Genomic DNA, 22,390 nt, shown 5'->3' with positions numbered 1-22,390 from the left:
ATGCTAAGATTGTATCAAATTATAGCAATTATTCAAGAGCAATTTAGAATAATTTTGCGCTTTGTTGAGTAAACAAGCTAAAATCTACGATTTTTGGAGATTTTTAGGTTATGACAACCTCACAGGAGAGGATTATCCCGATTGACTTGCGAACCGAAATGTCGCAGTCTTATCTGGAATACGCCATGAGCGTGATAGTGGGTCGGGCGTTGCCAGATGCCAGGGATGGTCTAAAACCTGTGCATCGTCGCATTCTCTACGCAATGCACGAGCTAGGTCTGCTCCACGATCGCCCCTTTAAGAAATGCGCCCGTGTCGTCGGGGAAGTATTGGGTAAATATCACCCCCACGGTGACACGGCAGTATATGATGCCTTGGTGCGGATGGCACAGGATTTTTCCATGCGATCGCCCCTAGTTAACGGACATGGTAACTTTGGTTCGGTAGACAACGATCCGCCAGCCGCGATGCGGTACACCGAATGTCGCTTACAAGCTTTAACTAGTGCTGGTTTACTTCACGACATCGAGTATGAAACCGTAGATTTCGCTGATAACTTCGATGGTTCTCAGCAAGAACCCACAGTTTTACCAGCACGGATTCCGCAGTTACTACTTAACGGTTCCTCTGGGATTGCCGTGGGAATGGCCACCAACATTCCGCCGCACAATTTGGGCGAATTGATCGATGCTTTGGTGGCTGTAATCCACAATCCCGAAATCACCGATCTCGAATTAATGCAGTATGTCCACGGCCCAGACTTTCCAACTGGGGCGCAAATTTTAGGAACATCTGCCATTCGAGAAGCTTACACTACCGGGCGCGGTTCTATTACCATGCGTGGTGTAGCTAACATCGAAACCGTTGAACAACGGGGAAGGCCAGATAGAGAAGCAATTATCATCACCGAATTGCCCTATCAAACCAACAAAGCGGCGCTGATTGAAAAAATCGCCGAAATGGTCAACGAGAAGCGTCTAGAAGGGATTGCAGATATCCGGGATGAAAGCGATCGCGACGGGATGCGAGTTGTCATCGAACTCAAGCGTGATGCTTATCCCCGCGTCGTGCTGAACAACCTCTACAAGCAAACGCCACTGCAAGCCAACTTCGGCGCAAATATGCTGGCGTTGGTGAATAGCGAACCCCAAGTACTCACCCTCAAGCAGTTCTTAACCGTCTTCTTGGATTTCCGCATCGAATCCATTGCCAGACGTACCCGCTACGAACTGCGGAAAGCTGAAGAACGCGATCATCTCCTGCAAGGGTTATTAATTGCCCTATCTCAGTTAGATCCAATTATTGTCTTAATTCGCCATGCGCCCGATGCACCCACAGCTAAAGGCGAATTAATCACAACTTATGGACTCTCAGAAGTGCAAGCAGATGCGATTTTGCAGATGCAATTGCGCCGCTTGACTGCTTTAGAAGCAGATAAAATTCGTCTGGAACACGAAGAATTACAAGCGAAGATTACCGACTTACAAGATATTTTGGCACGCCGGGAGAGAGTGCTAGAAATCATCGAAACCGAAGTCGGGCAACTCAAAACTAACTTCGCCACACCCCGCCGCACGGTGATTTTACCAGGGGAAGGGGAATTAGACGATCGCGACCTCATTGCCAATGAAAAAGCGATAATTTTGGTGACAGAGCAAGGCTATATCAAACGGATGCCAGTTAACACCTTTGAAGCCCAAAGCCGTGCTACCAGAGGCAAAGCCGCAGCTAAGGTGAAAGATGATGATACCATTGAGCATTTTTTAACTTGCTGCGATCACGACAGTATTTTATTTTTTAGCGAGCGTGGTGTTGTTTATTGCCTGAGAGCCTATCAAATCCCAGCGAGTTCGCGTACCAGTCGCGGGACACCAATCGTCCAGATGTTACCCATCCCCAAAGAGGAAAAAATCACCTCGATTGTACCCGTTGACGAGTTTAGCAACGAAGAATACTTGGTCATGCTCACCAAAGGTGGGAATATCAAGAAAACCGAATTGGCAGCCTTTAGTCACATTCGCGCTAATGGTTTGATTGCCATTTCCTTAGAAGAAGGCGACCAACTCCGCTGGGTGCGACGCGCTAGAGTCGAGGATAGTGTAATCATTGGTTCTCGTAACGGGATGGCGATTCACTTCCGATGCAACCACGAACAACTGCGTCCTTTAAGTAGGGCAACTCGTGGGGTGAAAGCCATGAAACTCAAAAATAAAGATGAACTCGTGGGTATGGATATTCTGCCCGCAGCAATTCTGGAAACTTTGGATGTTACAGAAGCAGAAACTGAAGATATCGAAACAATCGAAACAGAAGATATCGAAATTACCGAAATTACTGAAGAGTCCGCAGAAGTGCCTAGCAGTGGCGTAGTTGGCCCTTGGGTGTTGGTAATTACAATGGGAGGATATGGTAAGCGCGTACCAGTTGCTCAATTCCGGCTGCAAAATCGAGCTGGTCAGGGTTTAATGGCAACCAAGTTCAAAAACCGCAAAACTAAAGACAAGCTAGCAACCCTACGCATTGTGAACAATGATGATGATGAAATCATGATGGTGACAAATCGCGGTATTATCATTCGTCAAGCAGTGAATGCGATTTCTATCCAATCGCGATCGGCAACTGGGGTCAGAGTGCAGCGTTTAGATGAAGATGACGCTATTACCGGAGTAGCAATAGTTCCACCTGATGCTGTCGATGCAGAAGAAGCAGAATAAAAAGCAGGGGGAGAGGTTAACCGCCTTACTCCCTTATTTAATCGCCTTAGCTAGTGGCGTTTTAATGGGGCTAACTGTAGCCCCAGTAGGTGCATGGTTATTGGCTTGGATTGCCCTAGTTCCCTTATGGGTGCTAGTTGTCACTTCAGCCAAAGGTAAAAACAAATTCCCCCCGGCTTTCCTCTGGGGTATTGGTTTTCACAGTGTCGCCCTATTCTGGATTACCGGAATTCATCCGATGACATGGTTGGGCGTTCCCTGGTTGCCAAGCTTGGCAATCACGCTTTTTTGTTGGGGATTTATCAGTGGCTTGGGTGGGGTATTCCTTACTATTTGGGCGGCTGTAATGGATCGCCTAGCCGGACAAAAACCGTGGCTACGTATACTGATTGGTACAGCCGTATGGTGCGGTTTAGAAAGTCTGTGGAGTGCCGGGCCTTTGTGGTGGAGTTCCCTTGCTTACACTCAAAGTCCGCACAATCTCGTAATTGTACATCTGGGTCAACTGTCTGGGCCTAATACTGTGACAGCAGCGATCGTTGCTGTTAATGGCTTAATTGCTGAAGCGTATATAAAGCGACAAGATACCAAGATGTTCTCTGTGCCTCTGCGGTTCGTTAATAAATACTTAGCTACCGCCACAGGACTATTAATTACTCTACACCTTATAGGTTTTATCTTATATAGCCGTCCCATTGATCAACCCCCAGAAGCGGCCTTAAAAGTGGGGATTATTCAAGGTAATATCCCGAACCGACTTTTACGAAGTTCCGAAGGGTTTCGTCGCGCTCAAGAAAATTACACCAATGGATATCTAACTTTAGCAGACCAAGGTGTAGATGCAGTCCTCACCCCAGAAGGAGCCTTACCTATTTTCCAACGCAACTTGATGCAAACTGCCTTAGTCGCAGCAGTGAAGGAAAAAGGTGTAGTTGCTTGGATTGGGGCTTTTGGCGAACGGGGAGACAGTTATACAATTAGCTTGTTTACTTTCAACAGTAAAGGTGAAATTGTCAGCCGCTACGATAAATCCAAACTAGTACCTTTAGGAGAATATATTCCCTTAGAAGGCATTTTAGGCAAAATAGTTCAGCGCTTGTCGCCTTTGGATGCACACCAAATTGCTGGTTCAGCAAATCAGCTATTTGACACTCCTTTTGGTCGGGCGATCGCTAGTATATGTTATGAATCTGCTTTTCCTGAACAATTTCGTCGTCAAGCGGCGGCGGGTGGGCAATTTATTCTCAGTTCTTCTAACGATGCCCATTACACTGCATCCATGCCATTCCAGCATCATGCACAGGATATCATGCGGGCAATTGAAAGCGATCGCTGGTCAGCACGGGCTACTAACACCGGATATTCAGCCTTTGTAGATCCTCATGGCAGAACCTTGTGGATGTCTGGATATAATACTTACGAAACTCATGCTGAAACAATTTATCGGCGACAGACACAAACTTTATATGTGCGTTGGGGTGATTGGTTAACACCGTTGTTGTTAATCTCCTCTGGAGGAGCTTGGCTGGTAATTTGCGCTATAAAGAAATTGAACACGATAGAATTAGTATTATGAGACGGTTTTTGAAGGAAAACTTTTCGATTTATTAAAATTATGCAGAAATTGGAGTTCAGAGGCGGTGAGGTCGCGCCATTGACCCAATTGTAGGTCATCTAATTGTAGATGAGCGATGCTGACCCTGACCAGTCGCAAAGTTGGAAACCCGACAGCCGCAGTCATGCGCCGAACTTGGCGGTTTTTTCCCTCTGTTAAAGTCATTTCCAGCCAAGCTGTGGGTACATTTTTACGAAATCTAATTGGTGGAGTGCGTTCGGGTAACTGTGGTTCTTCTGATAAGAGCTTAACTTCTGCTGGTTGAGTGCGGTAATCTTGAATTTCTACACCTGTTTGCAACCTTTTGATAGCTTCTGCATCTGGAATTCGCTCTACTTGTACCCAGTAAGTACGTTTATGACCAAAACGTGGATGGGCAAGCCGATGTTGTAATTGTCCATCGTTTGTTAACAGCAGCAATCCTTCACTATCCCAATCTAAGCGTCCCACAGGATACACATCAGACACATCAATATAATCTTTTAGGGTGCTATGTGTGGGGGCATCTTTTGTAAACTGGCTGAGAACGCCGTATGGTTTGTAAAAAATAATATATCGATAATGATTGGGCATGGGACATTTGACTTCTGAATTCTCTTTTAACAATAGAAGCAGAATTTATAAATCTTACTTTAAACTTATAAGTTATCAAATGAAAAATCAATCGCGGTTAAAACCACAACCTAAACAACGCATACAAACAGAGAAAGCTGCTAAAACTGAAACAATCTCAATTAGTAATTGAAATGACAAGGGAGCTAGAGCCAAACCCCAAATCAAAAGAATTGTGCCGCTGATCATAGCAGTAATTCGATGAATTTCATCTTTAGTATTGAAAACCAAGAATAATATTCCTAAACCAATTAATAATAAGATTAAGCTACTCATAAACATATTCCTGACTTATACCTTTTCTTTGTGAAGCTGGATATACAGCAGAATCCAGGAGTCAAACACTCTTCGTATCAGGCTTTGAGACGAATCGTTGTGTACTTTACCTTCCTTGAAACCTGTTGTATTTAACCCCTGTAGTCCTACCGTTACTTGGGCGGACTAGAGGGCAGTCTTGTTATGTGCATCTGACTAAGTTCCCAGCCTCCAAGCTGGGAACCCATTCTGGGAGGCTCCGCCTCCAGTGCTTGACAAGAGGCAGAGCCTCTTTTAAGTACATTCCCAGCCTGGAGGCTAGGAACAAGACGAAATTATCCAAAGATTTGGGCATCCTTATAAGAACAATATAGTGAAGAGTTGATTATGCCAAGTTCTAAAATCTGCCGACGGTCTTTCTTGTTTTTAGGAGGTGCTGTCTTGGCACAAGGATTAACATTGGCACTCCCCGCCGGACGCCCACTAACTAATGTGATTGTTGTTTATGATGCGAAGAATCCTGCTCCTGCTGCTTTACAACAATCATGGAGCAGGTTTCAGAAAGGCGATCGCCCCATCATACCTGTTAATTGAGAGTGCTGGAGTGCGTAGGCGTAGCCCGTCGTAGACATCGCTTATTTAACTGGCATTGCCAGAGTAAACGATTAAAAAATATTCAAAAATGCCGCAGCTACGCTCGTTGTAGACATCGCTCCTCTAAACATCAAGGTATTATGTACTCGAACGTGCAGCATACATAAAGTCTGAGGTTTTGCATGAAAGTAGCAGTTTTCAGTACAAAAGCCTACGATCGGCAGTTTTTGTCAGCTGCAAATTCTCCCATCCAACACGAGTTAGTATTTTTTGAACCCCGTTTAAATCGGGATACGGCTATCCTGGCTGCCGAATTTCCCGCAGTTTGCGTATTTGTCCACGATCAGGTTGATGCCCCAACTTTAGAACTTCTCGCCTTACGGGGAACTCGTCTGATTGTCCTTCGCTGTGCCGGGTTTAACAATGTAGACTTACAAGCCGCGGCAGATTTAGGAATTACCGTTGTGCGTGTTCCCGCCTATTCACCTTATGGGGTGGCAGAACACGCTGTAGGATTGATTTTAAGCCTAAATCGTAAAATTCATCGTGCCTATAACCGTGTCCGAGAAGGCAATTTTTCTTTAGATGGGCTGTTGGGATTTAATTTGCATGAGCGCACAGTGGGGATTGTCGGCACCGGCAAAATCGGTCTGATTTTAGGACAGATTATGAAGGGGTTTGGCTGTAACTTACTCGCCTATGACGTTTATCGCAATCCAGAATTGGAGGCGTTAGGTGGAAAGTATGTAGAACTACCTGAGCTATTTGCCAATTCCGATATTATCTCCCTGCATTGCCCCCTAACTCCTGAAACCCATCACTTAATTAACACTGAGGCTATAGAAAAAATTAAGCCAGGTGTGATGCTAATTAATACTAGCCGAGGAGCGCTGATTGATACCCAAGCAGTGATTGAGGGATTAAAGTCTGGTAAAATTGGCTATCTTGCTGTAGATGTCTACGAACAAGAATCGGAATTGTTCTTTGAGGATTTGTCTGGAGAAATTATTCAAGATGATATTTTTCAGCGTCTGACAACGTTCCCCAATGTACTGATTACCGGACATCAAGCCTTTTTTACAGCAGAAGCTCTCTACAATATTGCCGAAACAACTTTTGCTAATATTACCGATATTGAACAGAGTCGTCCTTGTGCAAATGAAATTCGCGCCTAAACCCTAAAATCCAAAATTGTATTACCTCATAAATTGTTAACACCCTTGCTCCCAGATATAACCAAGGTGCTACACTACATCCATGCTAGGGGTGCCTACATAACGAGGCTGAGATCAAACCCTTAACACCTGAGTCTGGGTAATACCAGCGGAGGGAAGCTGTTTATTGAGGAATTACAATATGCGGACTGAATGGGTTGCTAAACGACGTGGGCAGGTTAATGTATCTCAAATGCACTATGCCCGCCAAGGTGTTATCACCGAAGAAATGCACTACGTCGCCAAACGGGAAAATCTCCCGGCCGATCTCATTCGTGAGGAAGTAGCGCGGGGACGAATGATTATCCCCGCGAATATTAATCACACTAACCTAGAGCCGATGGCTATTGGCATCGCCTCTAAATGTAAGGTAAATGCTAATATCGGCGCTTCCCCGAACTCTTCTAATCTTCAAGAAGAAGTGGATAAGCTGAATCTGGCGGTGAAGTACGGCGCTGATACCGTGATGGATTTATCCACAGGCGGCGGTAATTTGGATGAAATTCGCACCGCAATCATCAAGGCTTCCCCTGTTCCCATTGGTACAGTGCCGGTTTACCAAGCTTTAGAAAGTGTCCACGGCACAATCGAGAATCTGACTGCTGATGATTTTCTCCATATCATCGAAAAGCACGCCCAGCAAGGAGTAGACTATCAAACTATCCACGCAGGGATTTTGCTTGAGCATTTGCCTTTGGTGAGAAACCGGCTCACTGGTATTGTCTCTCGCGGCGGCGGTATTTTGGCGCGGTGGATGCTACATCACCACAAACAAAACCCGCTTTATACCCACTTCCAAGACATTATTGAGATTTTCAAAAGGTACGATGTCTCCTTCAGTTTAGGAGATTCCCTGCGTCCGGGTTGCACCCATGATGCCTCAGATGAAGCACAATTAGCTGAATTGAAAACTCTGGGACAGCTTACTCGCAAAGCCTGGGAAGATGATATACAGGTGATGGTGGAAGGGCCTGGACACGTGCCAATGGATCAAATTGAGTTCAACGTCCGCAAGCAGATGGAAGAGTGTTCGGAAGCACCTTTCTATGTTTTGGGGCCATTGGTGACAGATATTGCTCCCGGTTATGACCACATCACTTCAGCCATTGGAGCCGCAATGGCTGGATGGTACGGTACTGCAATGCTGTGTTATGTAACACCTAAAGAACATTTGGGTTTACCAGATGCCGAAGATGTGCGGAATGGGTTGATTGCCTATAAAATAGCAGCTCATGCGGCTGATATTGCTAGACATCGCCCTGGTGCAAGGGATAGAGATGATGAACTTTCTAAGGCGCGTTACAACTTCGATTGGAACCGTCAGTTTGAATTATCACTCGATCCAGAAAGGGCTAAGGAATATCACGATGAAACTTTGCCAGCAGATATCTATAAAACTGCTGAGTTTTGTTCGATGTGTGGGCCTAAGTTCTGTCCAATGCAAACTAAGGTTGATGCTGATGCGCTGACCGAATTAGAGAAGTTCTTGGCGAAAGAGGCTGTGACTCAAAGTTAACAGATTAGACCTCTTGCAAAAGTCGAAAAACCGCTGTAACTGTTATCAACTATAAGTTAAAACTCTTTTAAAACCTTGTTCCCAGTCGGAGACTGGGAATGAGACAAAATGGTTTTGCTTCACGTAAAGGCGGAAGCTGCTACAGGCTGCGCGTAACACGGAAACGTCAAAGCGGAAGCTGCTACAGGCTGCGCAAAACACGGAAACGTTAAAGCGGAAGTTCCTACAGGGAAAGCGGAAGCTGCTACAGGCTGCGCAAAACACGGAAACGTTAAAGCGGAAGTTCTTACAGGGAAAGCGGAAGCTGCTACAGGCTGCGCAAAACACGGAAACGTCAAAGCGGAAGTTCTTACAGGGAAGAATATTTTGATTTTTGCTCAGTAATATGTGGTTATTTAACAGAGCATTAAAAATACCCCACCCTAACCCTCCCCGTATGTATTGGCTACCGTGTACACACAAGTATTCTAGAGTTGCGCTACAGGCTTTTGATCCCCCCAACCCCCCTTAAAAAGGGGGGCAAAAAATTTTCAAAGTCCCCCTTTTTAAGGGGGATTTAGGGGGATCTTACTATGTTTTGCATTGTGTATAAAGATGTGTGTACACCGTAGCCTTAACAAGGGGGAATTAAGGGGGTTAATATCAAGTCTGGCTAATTAGTTATGATTCCCGAATCTATGCAGAAACCCAAAAACCCTTCCCTCCTACTTAAAATCCGATTTCAATGGTCAAGCTGCGAATCTTTCCTGTATCTCCTTCAGCTTTATCTGCAACTTCCAGAGTCCAGGTTCCTTGGGGATTTTTACCTTTAAAGGCAGCAAGTTTAGGGGTGTTTACCTCGTCATAAGTTGTTTTAATATTATCTGTAGCTCCGCCCTGGCGATCGTGCAGATTTATGGGAAGTATGCCTGTTTGCACTGGGGGAAGAAGAGTAACTATAAGATCCCCAATATAAGTATGCTCGATATCTACATTAACTTTGATGGATTTCAGGAGAGTGGTATTAGCGATCGCCACCGATAATGTTGATGTTTGCAAGTCGTTAATTGGCACATCTTGCACTGCTTGAAATCTGCTGATGGGTGATGTTTGCGGTGGCTTAGCCAATTCTACAGCTTTCAGAGCATTGATTCGACCGTAACCGTAAAAGGGGCTGCGACCATTGGCATCATATTTACCTCCAGCTGAATCAATGCGATCGCAAGAGCGTTTAATAATGTCTCGCACTTCATCCCAACGCAGATTTGGGTTTCTGGCCAGAATCAAGGCGGCTACACCTGCTGCACCTGGACAAGCACTAGAAGTTCCGCCAAATTCGTTCGTATAGTTGCCTGCGGCCTCACCCAGATTTCGATTACCTGAATTATAGCCAAGTACACCAGAGCGATCGGTTGTCCAAATTCCAGTGGTTTGAGAACTGTCACCATTGTTGCTGGGGAAGGCACACCAGACCGCCTGACCAAAATCACTATAAGCGCTTCTCGTACCGTAGTCGTTACAAGCTGCCACTGCAATCACCTTTTGGTAGCTGGCATAACCGTCATTATCGACGCTTTCGTTACCATTGCCAGCTGCAAATAAAATTACACAACCCTTGCCATTGCGTCCTTTATTGATTGCAAAGTCTATAGCAAGTCGGGTGGAATCAGGCAAAGGTACTTTTTGCTTGTGTGCGGGATCGTCTGGCTCAAACCAAGTACCGTCTGCTGGCCCCCAGCTGCAAGAAATAACATCAGCACCATTTTGAGCCGCCCAAATAAAAGCATCTGCTTCATCCTGCGACCCCAACGCCGAAGCTAAACGAATCGGCATGAGTTTTGCCCCCGGTGCTACACCAGATGCTCCAAAGTTACCGTTTGCACAAGCTACTCCTGCACAGGATGTACCGTGGTTATTATCATTTCCCGGTCTGGGATTGTTCGTTTTACGTGTGACATCACGCGGGGCGACAATCTTGCCAGAAGAACGGAACTCTTCATGATCGAGATCCATACCATCGTCGATAATTGCAATAATTGTCCCAGTGCCATTGCTCAACTTCCAAGCGGCTTCAACGTTGGCATGGGCGTTAATTACCTTACCATCAATTGTTGTTTGCTTTAAGTGCCACTGTTGCGGGAAAACCTGACGTTGGCGTGACTCACGTGCTAGTTCGGGATGACACAGTTCAACTGATTCCTCATTTAGAAGTCTCTCGGCGATGTCAAAGACGGCTATACCAGTATTTGTAGGGGCACTGACAAAATAAGCATTTCGTGCGTATTCAAGTTGGCGTTTAATTGTTAAGTTGTAACGTCTTAAAACCTCTTGACAAATCCTTGACTCTTCTTCGCTATCAAATTTAACAAAAAGGTTTTCAGTGTAAACTACAGGTTGTTGGGATACTGGATCGATTAAGACACGTCCGGCAAATTGGACTTCGGACTCATTGTTGAGAATTTCACGGGCGCGATCGCGCAAAGCAACACCCTGATTCGGAACTTTCGCTTGTAAAATTTCTACACCCGCTTGCCGAAACCGTGTTTTTAACTCAAATTGATTGAGGATGCTACGAGCTATGGATGATACAGGTGCGACTTCAAAGGATCTTGCACCAACAATAGTGCTGCGGCTTTCGGTACGCACTACAACGTGTTCGTTACTGATAGCAAATTCATACTGTTGTCCGTTCTGTCCACCATAGCGAACCTGAACCATTGTTTAATCTCCTAAATGTTTTGAAAACTGAAAATTGGGAAGTCCGTATTATGCCTTACTTTTAAAGCTTGCTACACCCATCGTAGGCTTACGTTTAGTTTATGGATGCTTCTCATTTCATGTGCTATATGTGTATTACAATACAGAATTTAATCTATCTCAGTTCATACAAATCTTCGATTAGTCTTTCCAGAAAAGAGAGGATTCAAAATCAGGTTGCTTTAAGAATCTTCACTATCTGTAGGGGCGTATAACTGTGCATCACGATGAGATACAGCGGTTCTCGTTTGGATGCAATACATTTTGACCTCTCTCCAAACCTCTCTCCTAAAAGGAGAGAGGCTTTGAATTTTACTCCCCTTCCCTTGTAGGGAAGGGGCTGGGGGTTAGGTCTGTATCGCACTCAACTGAGAAGCGTTATAAATGTATTTCGTACCAGTGAAAACGCTATAACATCATTACAACTTGAAAAAGATGTTTTATTTTCCGGCTGAGTATTTTTTACAGGCGTATTCTTTACCCCTGATTCCTGAAGTGAGATTTCAAAAAGACTACTTTTCTGAGTATCCCGAACAAATTCGCGTTAGTGGCGATGTAAGCCTACGCACTGCTGTATTTTACACTCGTAAACCTGGGTACTATGCAATACATTACAATCAACCCAGCACTGTGGCAATAGGGGCAATTTTACGACTTAACGACGGTGCGATGTCTACGACGGGCTACGCCTACGCAGTTTTTTCAGGCGAACCCAATCAATCAGAACAGGGTATATTGAGTCCAGTTTATACACTAGAATCCAATGCTTCCTTAGCAGTACCAACTGGACTGGTTTTTATCCGCTTTGCTGAAGGTGTTGATGTAGATTTGCAGCGCGAGGTAATTAATCGAGCGGGTTATGAAGTAGCTCAAAGCCTTTCTTATGCGCCTCATACCGCTTGGTTGCGTGCCAAATCAGGTAAGATTATTGATGCGATCGCTGGAATTTCTCAGTTAGAAGCGATCGCTAATGTTGAGAATGTCGAACCTCAAATGCTTATGGAAAGAGGTTTCAGATAAATTACAAATTATACCTTTAGTAAAAGTAAGTGGGGCGATCGCCAATTCGTTAGCTCAATAAATTTTTTTGATTGAATGACTAGATTTATCCATGACCAATTTGCAAAAGATTATTTGGAAGAATTACTAAAACCTTATGGAGAAGTGCAAGGTTCTAGCCGTATGGCGGGAGAAGTTCGAGAAATCGATATTCAGAAGAAGACGATCGGGAGTTAATTATGCGATTAAAACCACTTTATCAACAAGATCGGGAACAAGCTATACAAGAAGGAAATCAGCAAGGCGAACAACGTTTAATTATACGTCAACTAAATCGCTCTTTGGGTGAGATTGATTCATCTACTATTGAGCGAGTTCAAGGATTATCTATTGAACAATTGGAGGCGTTAGGAGAGGCTTTGTTAGATTTTTCAGCTATTGCTGATTTAGAAGCTTGGTTAAACCAACAAATTGAATAAATCTAATCTGTAAATCAATTAAAAAAATTATCTTAAACTGCGCTTTATTCGTGTAGTGGCAAGTCGTGAATTACCCCTAAAACTGAAATGAGAATACTAACCAAAACTTTGAACAACGTACATATCATTTCCTGTATCGCCTACTAAAAGCAAGCTGCTGTCATCACTTTCTAAATTTTGGCTGCCAGCAATACCCTTTTGCAGAACTTTAATTATTCTTTGGGGAGTGAAAGATTCCAATTCGACAAACTTTCCAGATTCTAACCATGCTAATTCTTCAGCAGATAAACTTTGACGTATTTCTTCAGGTAATTGTTTAGCTGCTTGCGCTGACTCTGGAGAGGTTTGAATGAACATTCCGCGCTTAGTGGCGATAATTTGACGTGGCGTTAATCCAATATCAATAATCGCAATCTCGCTATTGATAAACCAATTAGCATTGGTTCTCAAATTATGAACTAAACCAATTCCTCGTGGATTGCAATCATGCAGTGCATAGACTTTCAAATCGGGATTGCGGCGCAGCATTTGCATTGTGGTGTCAAAAATGCTTTGGGGATATCCAGTAATGCTAAGAATTGCACAGTTATTTTCAAAGTGAAAATTATTAGCAATTAATAGTTGAGCAATACTAGCAGTATCACAAACAACTAATCTATCAAAACTGTAAGCAGTCACATCAGGATTAACCGTGGCTGGTGTATTTTCCTGGTTTGGAGAAGGAAGTATTTTGAGAATTGAACCATTGATTTGCCGCCAGCGGTTTAGCCAACTTTGAAAATCACTTTGAGAAAATAAAAACTCCTGTGTAAATTTAGTTTGTCGAAGCTGTCGAGTTCCAAAGTATATCGACAACATCCCTAGAATAACGGCGATAACAAATAAAATAAATGAGTTGTATACCATTAAGCTAGTGTAAATTCCTATAGCAAGAATTATACATCCTATTATTTGTAAGCATCTAGCATATTCTTGGCGGGACTTAATGTTTGTTTTGTTTGATAGAGATTTTTTATATAAATATAATATGAAGCATATATTAAATAGAATGGATACTATCAGGAAAGAATTAGTACCAAACAATAACGAAGCAAAACCACCTATGAACCCTGGTGCCCAAATATTAAAAAATAAATACATAAACAACAAACCAAATTTTGAAGCAGATTTGGCTTTTATCCGATTATCTAATAGGTAAAAAAGTTGCTTTGGGGTGAAAAATAGAGTGTTATTTGCAGAAATGTCAGCGATCGCCTTCACAAACATAGGGTCAGTAATTTTAATATTACCCATGTTGGTTGGTTCAAAGGCAAATCGATGACCGCATTTTATACAGCTACCTTGTTTAGCAGTCCGGTCTTTCAGATTATTGTCAGTTCCGCAGTTAATACACTTCATAATGGTTGTTTTATTTTAATGATCGAGCAGTCATGAAAAAAGCTATTCTTATTCTCTGTGCCTCTGTGGTTCATTATTCTTTAAATCAAACTATCTCTCCCAAATTTAAGATAATAGAATAATTCTTAACTCAATACCTGATTTGTTAGCAAAACACTGTAGTCTTCCCGCTGACGAATCAAGCGATGCGTGTCATTTTCTAGCAAAACTTCCGCAGGTTTGGGGCGGTGTAAAAAGTGAGACGACATTGCATAACCATAAGCACCGACATCTAAAATGGCAACGATATCGCCAATTTCTAGTGCCGGGAGTTGGCAATTTTTCCCCAAATAATCTCGTGAATATGTGGTGTTACCACAAATATCAGTTATGAATGGATTCTCTGCTTGTTTCCAAGTAATAATTTCTCGGTAGCCGCCGTGTACTGAGGGTACTGAAAGATTAGCAACGGTGGTATCAACTCCGACAATCTGTTTTTCTCCTTGCCATTTTACCGAAACAACTTGAGCAAGCAAAGTGGCACATCCAGCGATCGCACTTCGTCCCGGTTCAATCACCAAATCAATTTTCCGTCCTAAACGAGTAATTCTCTCGGTTAACTCAGCTCCAAATATTTCCCAGTCAAAGGCTGTTTTGTTATGGTGATAAGGATAGCCAAAGCCACCACCAAAATCTAAATATTCCCAATCTGGTAACTTTTGTGCTGTGGCGATTACCGTATCGATCGCTTGGGTAAAAGCGGCTGTGGCGTTAGTTCCCGTACCTCGATAGAAGTGTAAACCACTCAGCTTTAATCCCACCTCACCAGTTAAAGCGATCGCATCACCAAATTCTTCTGGACGTACACCAATGCGGCTATCTCCGGTAATTTCCGGCAAATTGAGGCGTAAACCTAGCCGAATAGATTTCTCTCTGCCTTTGGGCAAAACTTCGCAGCACAACTGCAACTGAGCTAGACTGTCAAAATTGAGAGTTTTAACTCCCCAATTCAAAACTTGTAAAATCTCAGCCTGATTCAAATTACTGCCGCTATAAACAATCTCATTAGGATCGAAACCAGCTTGCAATCCTAAATAAATATCTCCTGGCGTATTGGCGTGAAGTCCCCATCCAAAGGAGCGAAAAATTTTTAACAGCGCAATGTTGCCATTAGTAACACTGGCAAACCGAAATTGCGTGCGGGGATAACTGACTGCTTTGCTAATCCGCTCAATAGTTTCGCGCAAGCGATCGCCATTATAAACATAAAGCGGAGAACCGTAGTTATTTAGTAACTCCTGAGCAAGTTCCCTGGAGAATGGGGGATTAAGACGATTTTGAATTAAATTATTTGATACCATTTACCAAGAATATTAATAAAGTAAATTACGAATTACGAATTATTTTGTAATTTTTCCATAGCCAACGATGTAACCAAAAGGGATGATCCCAAGACTGTTTACTTATTTCTTCATTTAAAACGTGCGATCGCCAAAGTTGCCACATAATTAGTAACCAGAGTGTTTCACCAATTCGACGGCCTTGAATAGCTCCTCCTAGATTGCCTTCAACGATTTGTGCTGCGATGTGAGGATAAAAATGATTGTGAGCGCGAAGTCTTTCTGGATTGAGCCAAATGCCGAGTTTATGCCAAAAATCATTTAAACACCAAGAAGTTAAAGGAACCCCCATACCCCGTTTTTGTCGCCAGACAATTTCCGGCGGAAGCCAATTTTCTACAGCCCGTTTGAGGATATATTTTTCACAAGCACCGTGTAAGCAGAGTTCTCCAGATAGACGGAATGTCCACTCAGCTAGAGGTAAATCACAAAAAGGCGATCGCACCCACAACCCATGAGCAAACCCCAATGCAGTCGCACGGGGATGGATATTCTGCGCTCCTTTGAGCATCAAACTAGCACGGCGGAGGCGATGCAGCAAAGATGGACACTCATTGCGATCTAAAGCCGCCAATAGCCAATCTTCAGGATGCAAATTTTGGATCTGTGCATAAACTTCCGGCTGATAAACTTGAGATTCGTATCCCCCAAGACGGTGGAAGGTGCGGAGATATTGCTGGATAAAAGTTTCCTGTCCGGCGGGATTTTCTGCTTGATAAACACCTGCGGCAATTAAAGGTTTGTTTGTCCAACCAGCAAACAATTGATCTCCACCTTCGCCATTAAAAATTACCTGAGTTTCCTGACTCGCTCTCTCTGATAGGAGATACAACGGCACACACACGCTATCTCCAAAGGGTAAATCTAATGCTTGCACAGTCGGAATTAGCGCATTCTCAATCGAACTTGGGGTTACTGCAACTTTAACAAGTGGAATTTTGAGAAACTCAGCAACTTGTTCGGAGTATGGATATTCTGGAATCCCTGCGTTACCAAAATCTAAAGTGTAGGCGCGGACTTTGACTCCTGCTTGTACCAGCAGCGCCGCCACCACTGAAGAATCGAGTCCGCCAGAGAGAAACACCCCAACAGGCTCATCCTTTAAATCGGCAATTTGTCGCTCAATGGAGTCTTTAAGGAGAGTTTGCAATTCAGTAATTGCTGTAGCTTCGTCTGTTAACTGTTCTGACGCTTCTCGCCACGAGTGGATTTTTTTAGATTCAGGTGTTTGCAGAATACCTGATTGGCGATCGCTCTGCCAAACTAATTCAGTTCCCGCCGTCACTGCAAACACTTCTTTAATAGGAGTTAAGGGTGTGGGAACGTAAGAAAAACAGCTATAGCCATATAACCCAGGAATGCTAACTTCTGACTGTTGCAAAATCGGTAAAAGTAATTGCAGTTGCGATGCAAACCAGATTATTTGTCCTTGCTGAGTCCAATATAAAGGAACTCTTCCGAAAGGTTCTCTGCCCAAAATGAGGCAGTTATTTTCTTGGAGAGTTACCCAAGCATCGGGTGAGCTAAATAATCCTGATGCGGAGATGGCAGCAATTTGATTTTGTTGCGGTGGAGAATTGCCATCGATTCCTATGTAAACAACATTCCAGATGGGAAGAGGATTATTTTCCTGTGCAGAAAACTGATTTTTCAGACCTAACCCCCTAACCCTCTTCCCTACAAGGGAAGGGGGAAAATTCAAAGCCTCTCCCCTACAAGGGGAGAGGTTTGGAGAGAGGTTTTTCACAACACTAGTTAACAGCGCTTCCAACTCCTGTTGAGCGCCGTAACCCCAATAGCCAAGAAAGTGATGCGGGATACCCATCTGGACTATTTAACTTCAAAAGTTGCATCGCTAATCTGCCGACCTTCCAGGAACATCTGCACTTTCCAATTGCCAACAGTTGCAGCCGGATTAATAGTGTAGCGACACTGGGTATCCCAGACAGACGTATTAATTTCGCGGGTTTGATAGTTGTTTTGCTTGACAATTTGACCGCTTGGGTCAATCCAATTACAAGAGAGAGCCAGCTTTTTACCCAAAGGTGCATCCTTTAAGGTGACACGATACAACACTTCTGGATTGGTTTGGCGAGAAATTGTCTTTAAGTCGCCGCCATTATCTTGTGTCAAAGTGATGCGGTCTTGTTGAGTAGAAACACGGGAAAGTGTAGAACTTTGCTGCTGCATGAAAAATATTGTAGATGCAATGACCACCACTATAACTGCGACCACTCCAGAGGTAATCCATCGATTTTGGCGTTGTTGTACTTCCAGTGCTTGGCGGCGATTTAACTGAATCAGCGCTTCATCTAGTAACTCTGGCGGTAAATTCAACTCCTGTAAAATTTCTCTAACCTGCTGTTGGTCTAGTTCCGTTTCCCGACGCAATTGCAGACCTTCTACTTCTGTGACTATTTGTGATAATTGCTCTTGAGTCAGTCGCTGCGTCATAGCTTAACTCCTGTTGAAAAATTTGATGGCGATCGCTAAATCTCACTTTTGTAGGTACATCATAAGCTACAAAATAAAGTTGTTGCTTTTCGGATTTTTTAAGAGATACTTTTGTAAACACAGACGCGATTCATCGCGTCTCTACTCAATACTCTTTCTTGTACAGACGCGATTGATTCATCGCGTCTCTGATTCATCGCGTCTCTCCCAACTCAGCCCTGATTATGACTCAAGAACAACAAACTACAATTGCGGGTATCTATGAAGTCTGCATCGGCATTCCAGAGCCAATTTCTGCAATTCAGTATTGGGAGCAATTTGGCTATCGCATTGGTGAAGTGGGTGAATTAACCGCAGATGTCGCCCATCAATTATATGGAGTGAATTCGTCTTTACGCTCTATTCGCCTCTACCACCAAAATGCTGATCATGGTTTGATTCGGCTGATGGTTTGGCAAAATCCCACCAATGAAGGTTTGGGAATTGCGTCAATGAAAATTAAGGGAAATCGCTGGGCAACAAGTTTAACTGCGGATGTCTTGAGTATTTTAAATCATATAGAAGATGCAAAGGCAGCAGGTTTCCCTATTAGATACTCTAGCCCTTATTGGGAAGTCATCTACAACAAAGATAGAAAAAGCCGTCCTTTTATTGAGCCAGCAGTTGGTGTGCGAGAAATGCTACTACTGCAACCCTTAACTCGACAGGTTTTGTTTCAACGGTTTGGCTATACACTACCGCATTACGGACAAATTAACGATAATGCGCCTCTCAAGACTAGTCAGTTTACCCATATAGGAATTATCGTTCAGGATGATAGCAAAGAAACCCTGAAGTTTTATGAAGAAGTTTTGGGTTTGCTGCGCGTGCGTGATGATGTTGAAACTAGCTATGAATCTTCGCCAGCGGGTAAAGATATTTTTGACCTTAACCCTGGTGAAAAGTTTATTGTCACTACCTTTGACGATCCCCGTTCTTCTAAGTCTGACCTAATGGCTACGCGCAGTGGTAGACTTTATGTCGTTCGCTTCCCAGAATCTATTCATTTAGAATCGCGCTTTGAAGCAGCCCAACCAGGTAGCTTAGGTATGTCTTTATATACCTATCGGGTTAAAGAAATACAGGAATATTGCGATCGCATCAAGGCGAGTACTGCACAAAAAGTTACAGATATCATTATTAATGAATTCGGCGAGACGAGTTTCTCTTTTATCGCACCAGATGGTTATTTCTGGACTTTGCTAGAAGGTAATTAACTAGACATCTGACGAAAAAGAATGTAAGTACCCAAAATTTTGCGTTCTTTGCGGACGAAAGTACTTGTTTTGTGGACGAAAGTACTTGTTTTGTGGACGAAAGTACTTGTTTTGTGGACGAAAGTACTTGTTTTGTGGACGAAAGTGCTTGTTTTGTGGACGAGAGTACTTGTTTTGTGGACGAAAGTGCTTGTTTTGTGGACGAGAGTACTTGTTTTGTGGACGAAAGTACTTGTTTTGTGGACGAAAGTGCTTGTTTTGTGGACGAAAGTGCTTGTTTTGTGGACGAAAGTACTTGTTTTGTGAACGAAAGTACTTGTGTGTACACCGTAACCTTAGCAAGGAGAAGGATTGGGGGTGAGGTGTTAGACACTTTTGCAAGAGGTCTAATAATCAGTCTTTTGTCTTGAAGGCGATTTATCGCATCTTTAGCAATCTAGAATTTTCATCAAAAAACCTTAACCAAACCGTATTGGCTTTGCGTCTATGCTGGTTCATTCCTTATATAATTTGGCACATCTTTATACAGAATTGGTATTCCCTGTAACAACTAGAATTAACATTACGAAAAAGATACTTTTTGCAAAAGCCAAAAAACCGCCCTCAAATCAATTTCTGGGCGGCTAAAGTATTTTTGCAATAGTATTTTTGCACTAGATTAAAAAAAATTACCAATACCTCCTTCATAGTTTAAATTTCTTGATTTCCGCCAATAGACAATTGTTTTTTGCTATGTTTCAACTCTTTCCAAAGAGACTTAATTTGCTGATAAGCCTCTTCCTGAGACAATTTTCCCCCTGTCTCTAGGCAAGTGATGTAACTAATTTTTTGAGAGAATTCTTGAAGGTTGGCATTAAACACCAAATTCTCTGGCTGAAATTTACCATAATACCGACTACGAGGGTAAAGAAAGCTGTTTTTGTCTTGCGAGTTAGATTGTGTCATAAGTTTTCTCTTATAATTCTTTCCTTCTTAAATTTATAAACTAAAACTTTCCCTTTCTGTATATACACAGGATAAAATTAAAATTCCTGAAGAAAGAAGTTAATTTTTTAGTTCAATATTAGGATAAAGCAGAAGAACAGGTAATTAACTGTGGAAAATACTGAATTAAGCACCACATCTACCAAAAGGAGTAATTAAAATGGCCTATTTGCGGAAAACACTAAAAGGAGTAAGTGAAATAGGATTTTGCCGATAAAAATCGACTTGCTCAAATGCGACTCAAATAATATCATGCCCGCAAAATTAGTTATGATTACCATAGCCTTTAGCTAGGGTTGATAGCGAAGGCTAAAGTAAAAGCCATCATCTTGAGCGTTATTACCGCGATCGCTCAGATCGATAAATGGAAATCCATAATCAAGCCGCAAAAAGAGATTATCAATTCCCATTGCCTGATTCCACAATAATCCTAAGCCTGCGCCCACTAAAAAAGTTTGATTGGGTAGCGGATTGGGATTATCAGACTGATTCCAGACGGCTCCCATGTCTAGAAATGGCGCAAGTTGAATTGTCGATAATCCAGATTCATTGCGCTGCACTGTAAACCGATCTTCGATCGCTACCCGAAATCCATTATCCCCAGAACGGATATTTTGGCGATATCCCCTTACCGATTGTCCGCCGCCAATCACAAATTGCTGGGATGGTAAAAGGCTATCTGGTGTAAGCTGCAAGTCTGCTTGGATGAGCAATAAATGATCGTTACTGAGTTGCTGTACGCGCTGTATTTGACCTAGCCAACTGAAAAAACGACCATCGGGTATGGGATCATTGTTGATAGTTGCATCTAATATATCAACGCCAAAATTAAATTGCGATCGCAAAAACCAAGCTCCTTGAGGTTCGCGCCTGATATAATCTTGAGCAAATTTAATTACACTGGTGCGGCTAACGCCATTGGCATCAGGCCCAATGCCAAAACGGGTTGCGAGATTATCAAAAAGGAAGGTTTGACCATCTTGATAGGTAAATCCTAAAGATAGGGCAAATTCTTCTCTTGGCGATCGGATCAATGGTTGACGATAATTGATTTCATAAAGATCCTGGTTTGCCCGAATGTCAAAGGCATCAAAGGGTGGCTCAGTAATTTCGTTGCGATTAAATGCGGCTCGAATCTGCACTTTGCCGTTCATGGCGTTCACGGGAACCTGATAACTAAAATCAAAGACATCGGAACCACCAGAGAGTGTATGGTAATAGGAGCCAGCTAACTCATCTCCCATACCGGTTAAATTGCGCGATCGCAATTCAACACCCAATCTCTCTGCGCCAATACTGGGAGGCGAATAATTATCTACACCCAAGCTACCAATTAAAGTTTTTGCCTCTTCAACCCTGACAACGAGAATACTTTGACCAACTTTACCCGTTGGACGCAAACTTGCTTCCACATTGGTAAATAAGGGATCGAGTCGCAACAATTTTAGTTGTTCTTCGAGCTTACCAGTATTCAGAGGAATACCAGCACCTAGTTGAATGCGACTACGAATATAAGATGGGTTTAATCGCCGCGTCCCTTGGATATCAATCTCTGTCAAACGCCCTTCCAACACCCGAATTACCACAACACCATCTGCGGTACTAGATTGTTGAATGTCTGGAATTGCTCTGGAATTTATATAGCCTTTATTTAGGTAAAGCTGAGTAACGGCATCGGCGGCTTGTCTGATTTCTTCTAAAGTTAAGTCCCGTTCTTCAAACGGTTTCACTACTAGATTAAAGTCATTTTCCTTAAAAACAGTGCTACCTACAACCTGGATTTTGCGAACTCGAATGCGTTGTGGTATCTCTGGTTGTGGGTTAGTTGCTGGAGTAGGTTCTGTTTCTTGTGCTATTTGTAACTCTGACTGACTGCTATTTTGAATTGAGTCCGGTGTAAAAATATTAGCTTTAGCTCTAAGTCCATTTGCAGTTACAATCCAGACCGCAGGCAGAATTAACAAGCCGCACCGAAAGCTGAAACTGTGCTTACTGCATTTAGTAATTGCCAAACTCCGCCAAGTGTCTAACTGATGAGATAAATAGACAATTCTTTGCTGAGTCGTTGCTCTAGGCTGAACACCAGTTTCTGTTTCTTTTCTCATTTATCCTCAGTGGAGTGCCTTATATAACGACTGGGCTGATTTTGATTTTTGAGTATGCTATGGCTGTATGAGTATTTCAA

17 protein-coding genes, 1 pseudogene and 1 riboswitch are annotated in these 22,390 nt (G+C 43.0%); of the genes and pseudogenes, 9 read left to right on the top strand and 9 right to left on the bottom strand.

Annotated features, from left to right (window positions below; translation table 11 throughout):
- The first annotated feature begins 110 nt into the window (after nucleotides 1-110).
- Together gyrA and lnt are read left to right on the top strand one after the other, a co-directional pair.
- Nucleotides 111-2,714: a DNA topoisomerase (ATP-hydrolyzing) subunit A gene (gyrA, locus tag AC1F2U_RS13255; protein ID WP_480261532.1), complete on the top strand. Its 2,604-nt coding sequence runs from the start codon at nucleotides 111-113 to the stop codon at nucleotides 2,712-2,714.
- Nucleotides 2,695-4,290 (top strand): apolipoprotein N-acyltransferase, encoded by a 1,596-nt coding sequence (gene lnt, locus AC1F2U_RS13250; protein WP_480261531.1) that lies wholly within the window; start codon nucleotides 2,695-2,697, stop codon nucleotides 4,288-4,290. The genes gyrA and lnt overlap by 20 nt, the downstream gene beginning before the upstream one ends.
- Here the strand turns inward: lnt and AC1F2U_RS13245 are convergent.
- Both AC1F2U_RS13245 and AC1F2U_RS13240 read right to left on the bottom strand, forming a co-directional pair.
- Nucleotides 4,285-4,902 (bottom strand): rRNA large subunit pseudouridine synthase E, encoded by a 618-nt coding sequence (locus AC1F2U_RS13245; RefSeq protein ID WP_480261530.1) that lies wholly within the window; start codon nucleotides 4,900-4,902, stop codon nucleotides 4,285-4,287. The two genes, lnt and AC1F2U_RS13245, sit on opposite strands and share 6 nt — an antisense overlap.
- Nucleotides 4,903-4,989: 87 nt before the next feature.
- On the bottom strand, nucleotides 4,990-5,217 hold the full coding sequence (locus AC1F2U_RS13240; protein ID WP_480261529.1) for a hypothetical protein: 228 nt from the start codon (nucleotides 5,215-5,217) through the stop codon (nucleotides 4,990-4,992).
- A gap of 366 nt (nucleotides 5,218-5,583) precedes the next feature.
- On the opposite strand from AC1F2U_RS13240, the gene AC1F2U_RS13235 reads away from it, so the two are divergent.
- The 3 genes from AC1F2U_RS13235 to thiC all read left to right on the top strand — a co-directional run bounded on the left by AC1F2U_RS13235 (nucleotide 5,584) and on the right by thiC (nucleotide 8,520).
- On the top strand, nucleotides 5,584-5,790 hold the full coding sequence (locus AC1F2U_RS13235; protein ID WP_480261528.1) for a hypothetical protein: 207 nt from the start codon (nucleotides 5,584-5,586) through the stop codon (nucleotides 5,788-5,790).
- A 182-nt stretch (nucleotides 5,791-5,972) separates the two neighbouring features.
- Nucleotides 5,973-6,965, top strand: coding sequence for a 2-hydroxyacid dehydrogenase (locus AC1F2U_RS13230; protein ID WP_480261527.1), 993 nt, complete (start codon nucleotides 5,973-5,975; stop codon nucleotides 6,963-6,965).
- A gap of 77 nt (nucleotides 6,966-7,042) precedes the next feature.
- Nucleotides 7,043-7,139, top strand: a riboswitch (TPP riboswitch).
- 7 nt (nucleotides 7,140-7,146) lie between these two features.
- Nucleotides 7,147-8,520 carry a phosphomethylpyrimidine synthase gene (gene thiC / locus AC1F2U_RS13225; protein WP_292818366.1) on the top strand — a complete coding sequence of 458 codons (1,374 nt, stop codon included), beginning with the start codon at nucleotides 7,147-7,149 and terminating at the stop codon, nucleotides 8,518-8,520.
- Nucleotides 8,521-9,228: 708 nt separating this feature from the next.
- On the opposite strand, the gene AC1F2U_RS13220 is transcribed toward thiC, so the two are convergent.
- The gene (locus tag AC1F2U_RS13220) at nucleotides 9,229-11,217 is read right to left on the bottom strand and encodes a S8 family serine peptidase (protein ID WP_480261526.1); all 1,989 of its coding nucleotides are present in this window, start codon (nucleotides 11,215-11,217) and stop codon (nucleotides 9,229-9,231) included.
- 474 nt (nucleotides 11,218-11,691) lie between these two features.
- On the opposite strand from AC1F2U_RS13220, the gene AC1F2U_RS13215 reads away from it, so the two are divergent.
- From AC1F2U_RS13215 to AC1F2U_RS13205, 3 genes and pseudogenes are all read left to right on the top strand, one after another.
- Nucleotides 11,692-12,276 carry a hypothetical protein gene (locus tag AC1F2U_RS13215; RefSeq protein WP_480261525.1) on the top strand — a complete coding sequence of 195 codons (585 nt, stop codon included), beginning with the start codon at nucleotides 11,692-11,694 and terminating at the stop codon, nucleotides 12,274-12,276.
- A gap of 75 nt (nucleotides 12,277-12,351) precedes the next feature.
- Nucleotides 12,352-12,492, top strand: a complete 141-nt coding sequence (locus tag AC1F2U_RS13210; RefSeq protein ID WP_480261524.1) for a hypothetical protein — start codon at nucleotides 12,352-12,354, stop codon at nucleotides 12,490-12,492.
- Nucleotides 12,459-12,734: pseudogene (locus tag AC1F2U_RS13205) on the top strand (DUF4351 domain-containing protein); the annotation flags it as partial. The gene AC1F2U_RS13210 and the pseudogene AC1F2U_RS13205, both read left to right, overlap by 34 nt.
- A 96-nt stretch (nucleotides 12,735-12,830) precedes the next feature.
- Here the strand turns inward: AC1F2U_RS13205 and AC1F2U_RS13200 are convergent.
- The 4 genes from AC1F2U_RS13200 to AC1F2U_RS13185 form a co-directional block, all read right to left on the bottom strand.
- Complete coding sequence (locus AC1F2U_RS13200) at nucleotides 12,831-14,132, bottom strand: hypothetical protein (protein ID WP_480261523.1); 1,302 nt, start codon at nucleotides 14,130-14,132, stop codon at nucleotides 12,831-12,833.
- 125 nt (nucleotides 14,133-14,257) lie between these two features.
- Nucleotides 14,258-15,472, bottom strand: a complete 1,215-nt coding sequence (locus AC1F2U_RS13195) for a diaminopimelate decarboxylase family protein (protein WP_480261522.1) — start codon at nucleotides 15,470-15,472, stop codon at nucleotides 14,258-14,260.
- A gap of 25 nt (nucleotides 15,473-15,497) precedes the next feature.
- Nucleotides 15,498-17,336, bottom strand: coding sequence for an asparagine synthetase B family protein (locus AC1F2U_RS13190; RefSeq protein WP_480261521.1), 1,839 nt, complete (start codon nucleotides 17,334-17,336; stop codon nucleotides 15,498-15,500).
- A gap of 5 nt (nucleotides 17,337-17,341) precedes the next feature.
- Nucleotides 17,342-17,965, bottom strand: coding sequence for a DUF3859 domain-containing protein (locus tag AC1F2U_RS13185; RefSeq protein ID WP_480261520.1), 624 nt, complete (start codon nucleotides 17,963-17,965; stop codon nucleotides 17,342-17,344).
- A 224-nt stretch (nucleotides 17,966-18,189) separates the two neighbouring features.
- Between AC1F2U_RS13185 and AC1F2U_RS13180 the strand changes: the two genes are divergently transcribed.
- A complete protein-coding gene (locus AC1F2U_RS13180) occupies nucleotides 18,190-19,221 on the top strand; it encodes a VOC family protein (RefSeq protein WP_480261519.1) in 1,032 nt (343 codons plus the stop codon).
- Nucleotides 19,222-19,911: 690 nt separating this feature from the next.
- Here AC1F2U_RS13180 and AC1F2U_RS13175 read toward each other — a convergent pair.
- Both AC1F2U_RS13175 and AC1F2U_RS13170 read right to left on the bottom strand, forming a co-directional pair.
- Nucleotides 19,912-20,166 carry a DUF7219 family protein gene (locus AC1F2U_RS13175; RefSeq protein WP_448267994.1) on the bottom strand — a complete coding sequence of 85 codons (255 nt, stop codon included), beginning with the start codon at nucleotides 20,164-20,166 and terminating at the stop codon, nucleotides 19,912-19,914.
- 329 nt (nucleotides 20,167-20,495) lie between these two features.
- Nucleotides 20,496-22,310: a ShlB/FhaC/HecB family hemolysin secretion/activation protein gene (locus tag AC1F2U_RS13170; RefSeq protein WP_480261518.1), complete on the bottom strand. Its 1,815-nt coding sequence runs from the start codon at nucleotides 22,308-22,310 to the stop codon at nucleotides 20,496-20,498.
- Nucleotides 22,311-22,390 lie beyond the last annotated feature (80 nt).

This window comes from Nostoc sp. LEGE 12454 (assembly GCF_056620565.1).
The sequence above is the reverse complement of the archived record's forward strand: the minus strand, read 5'-3'. Positions and strand labels throughout refer to the sequence as shown.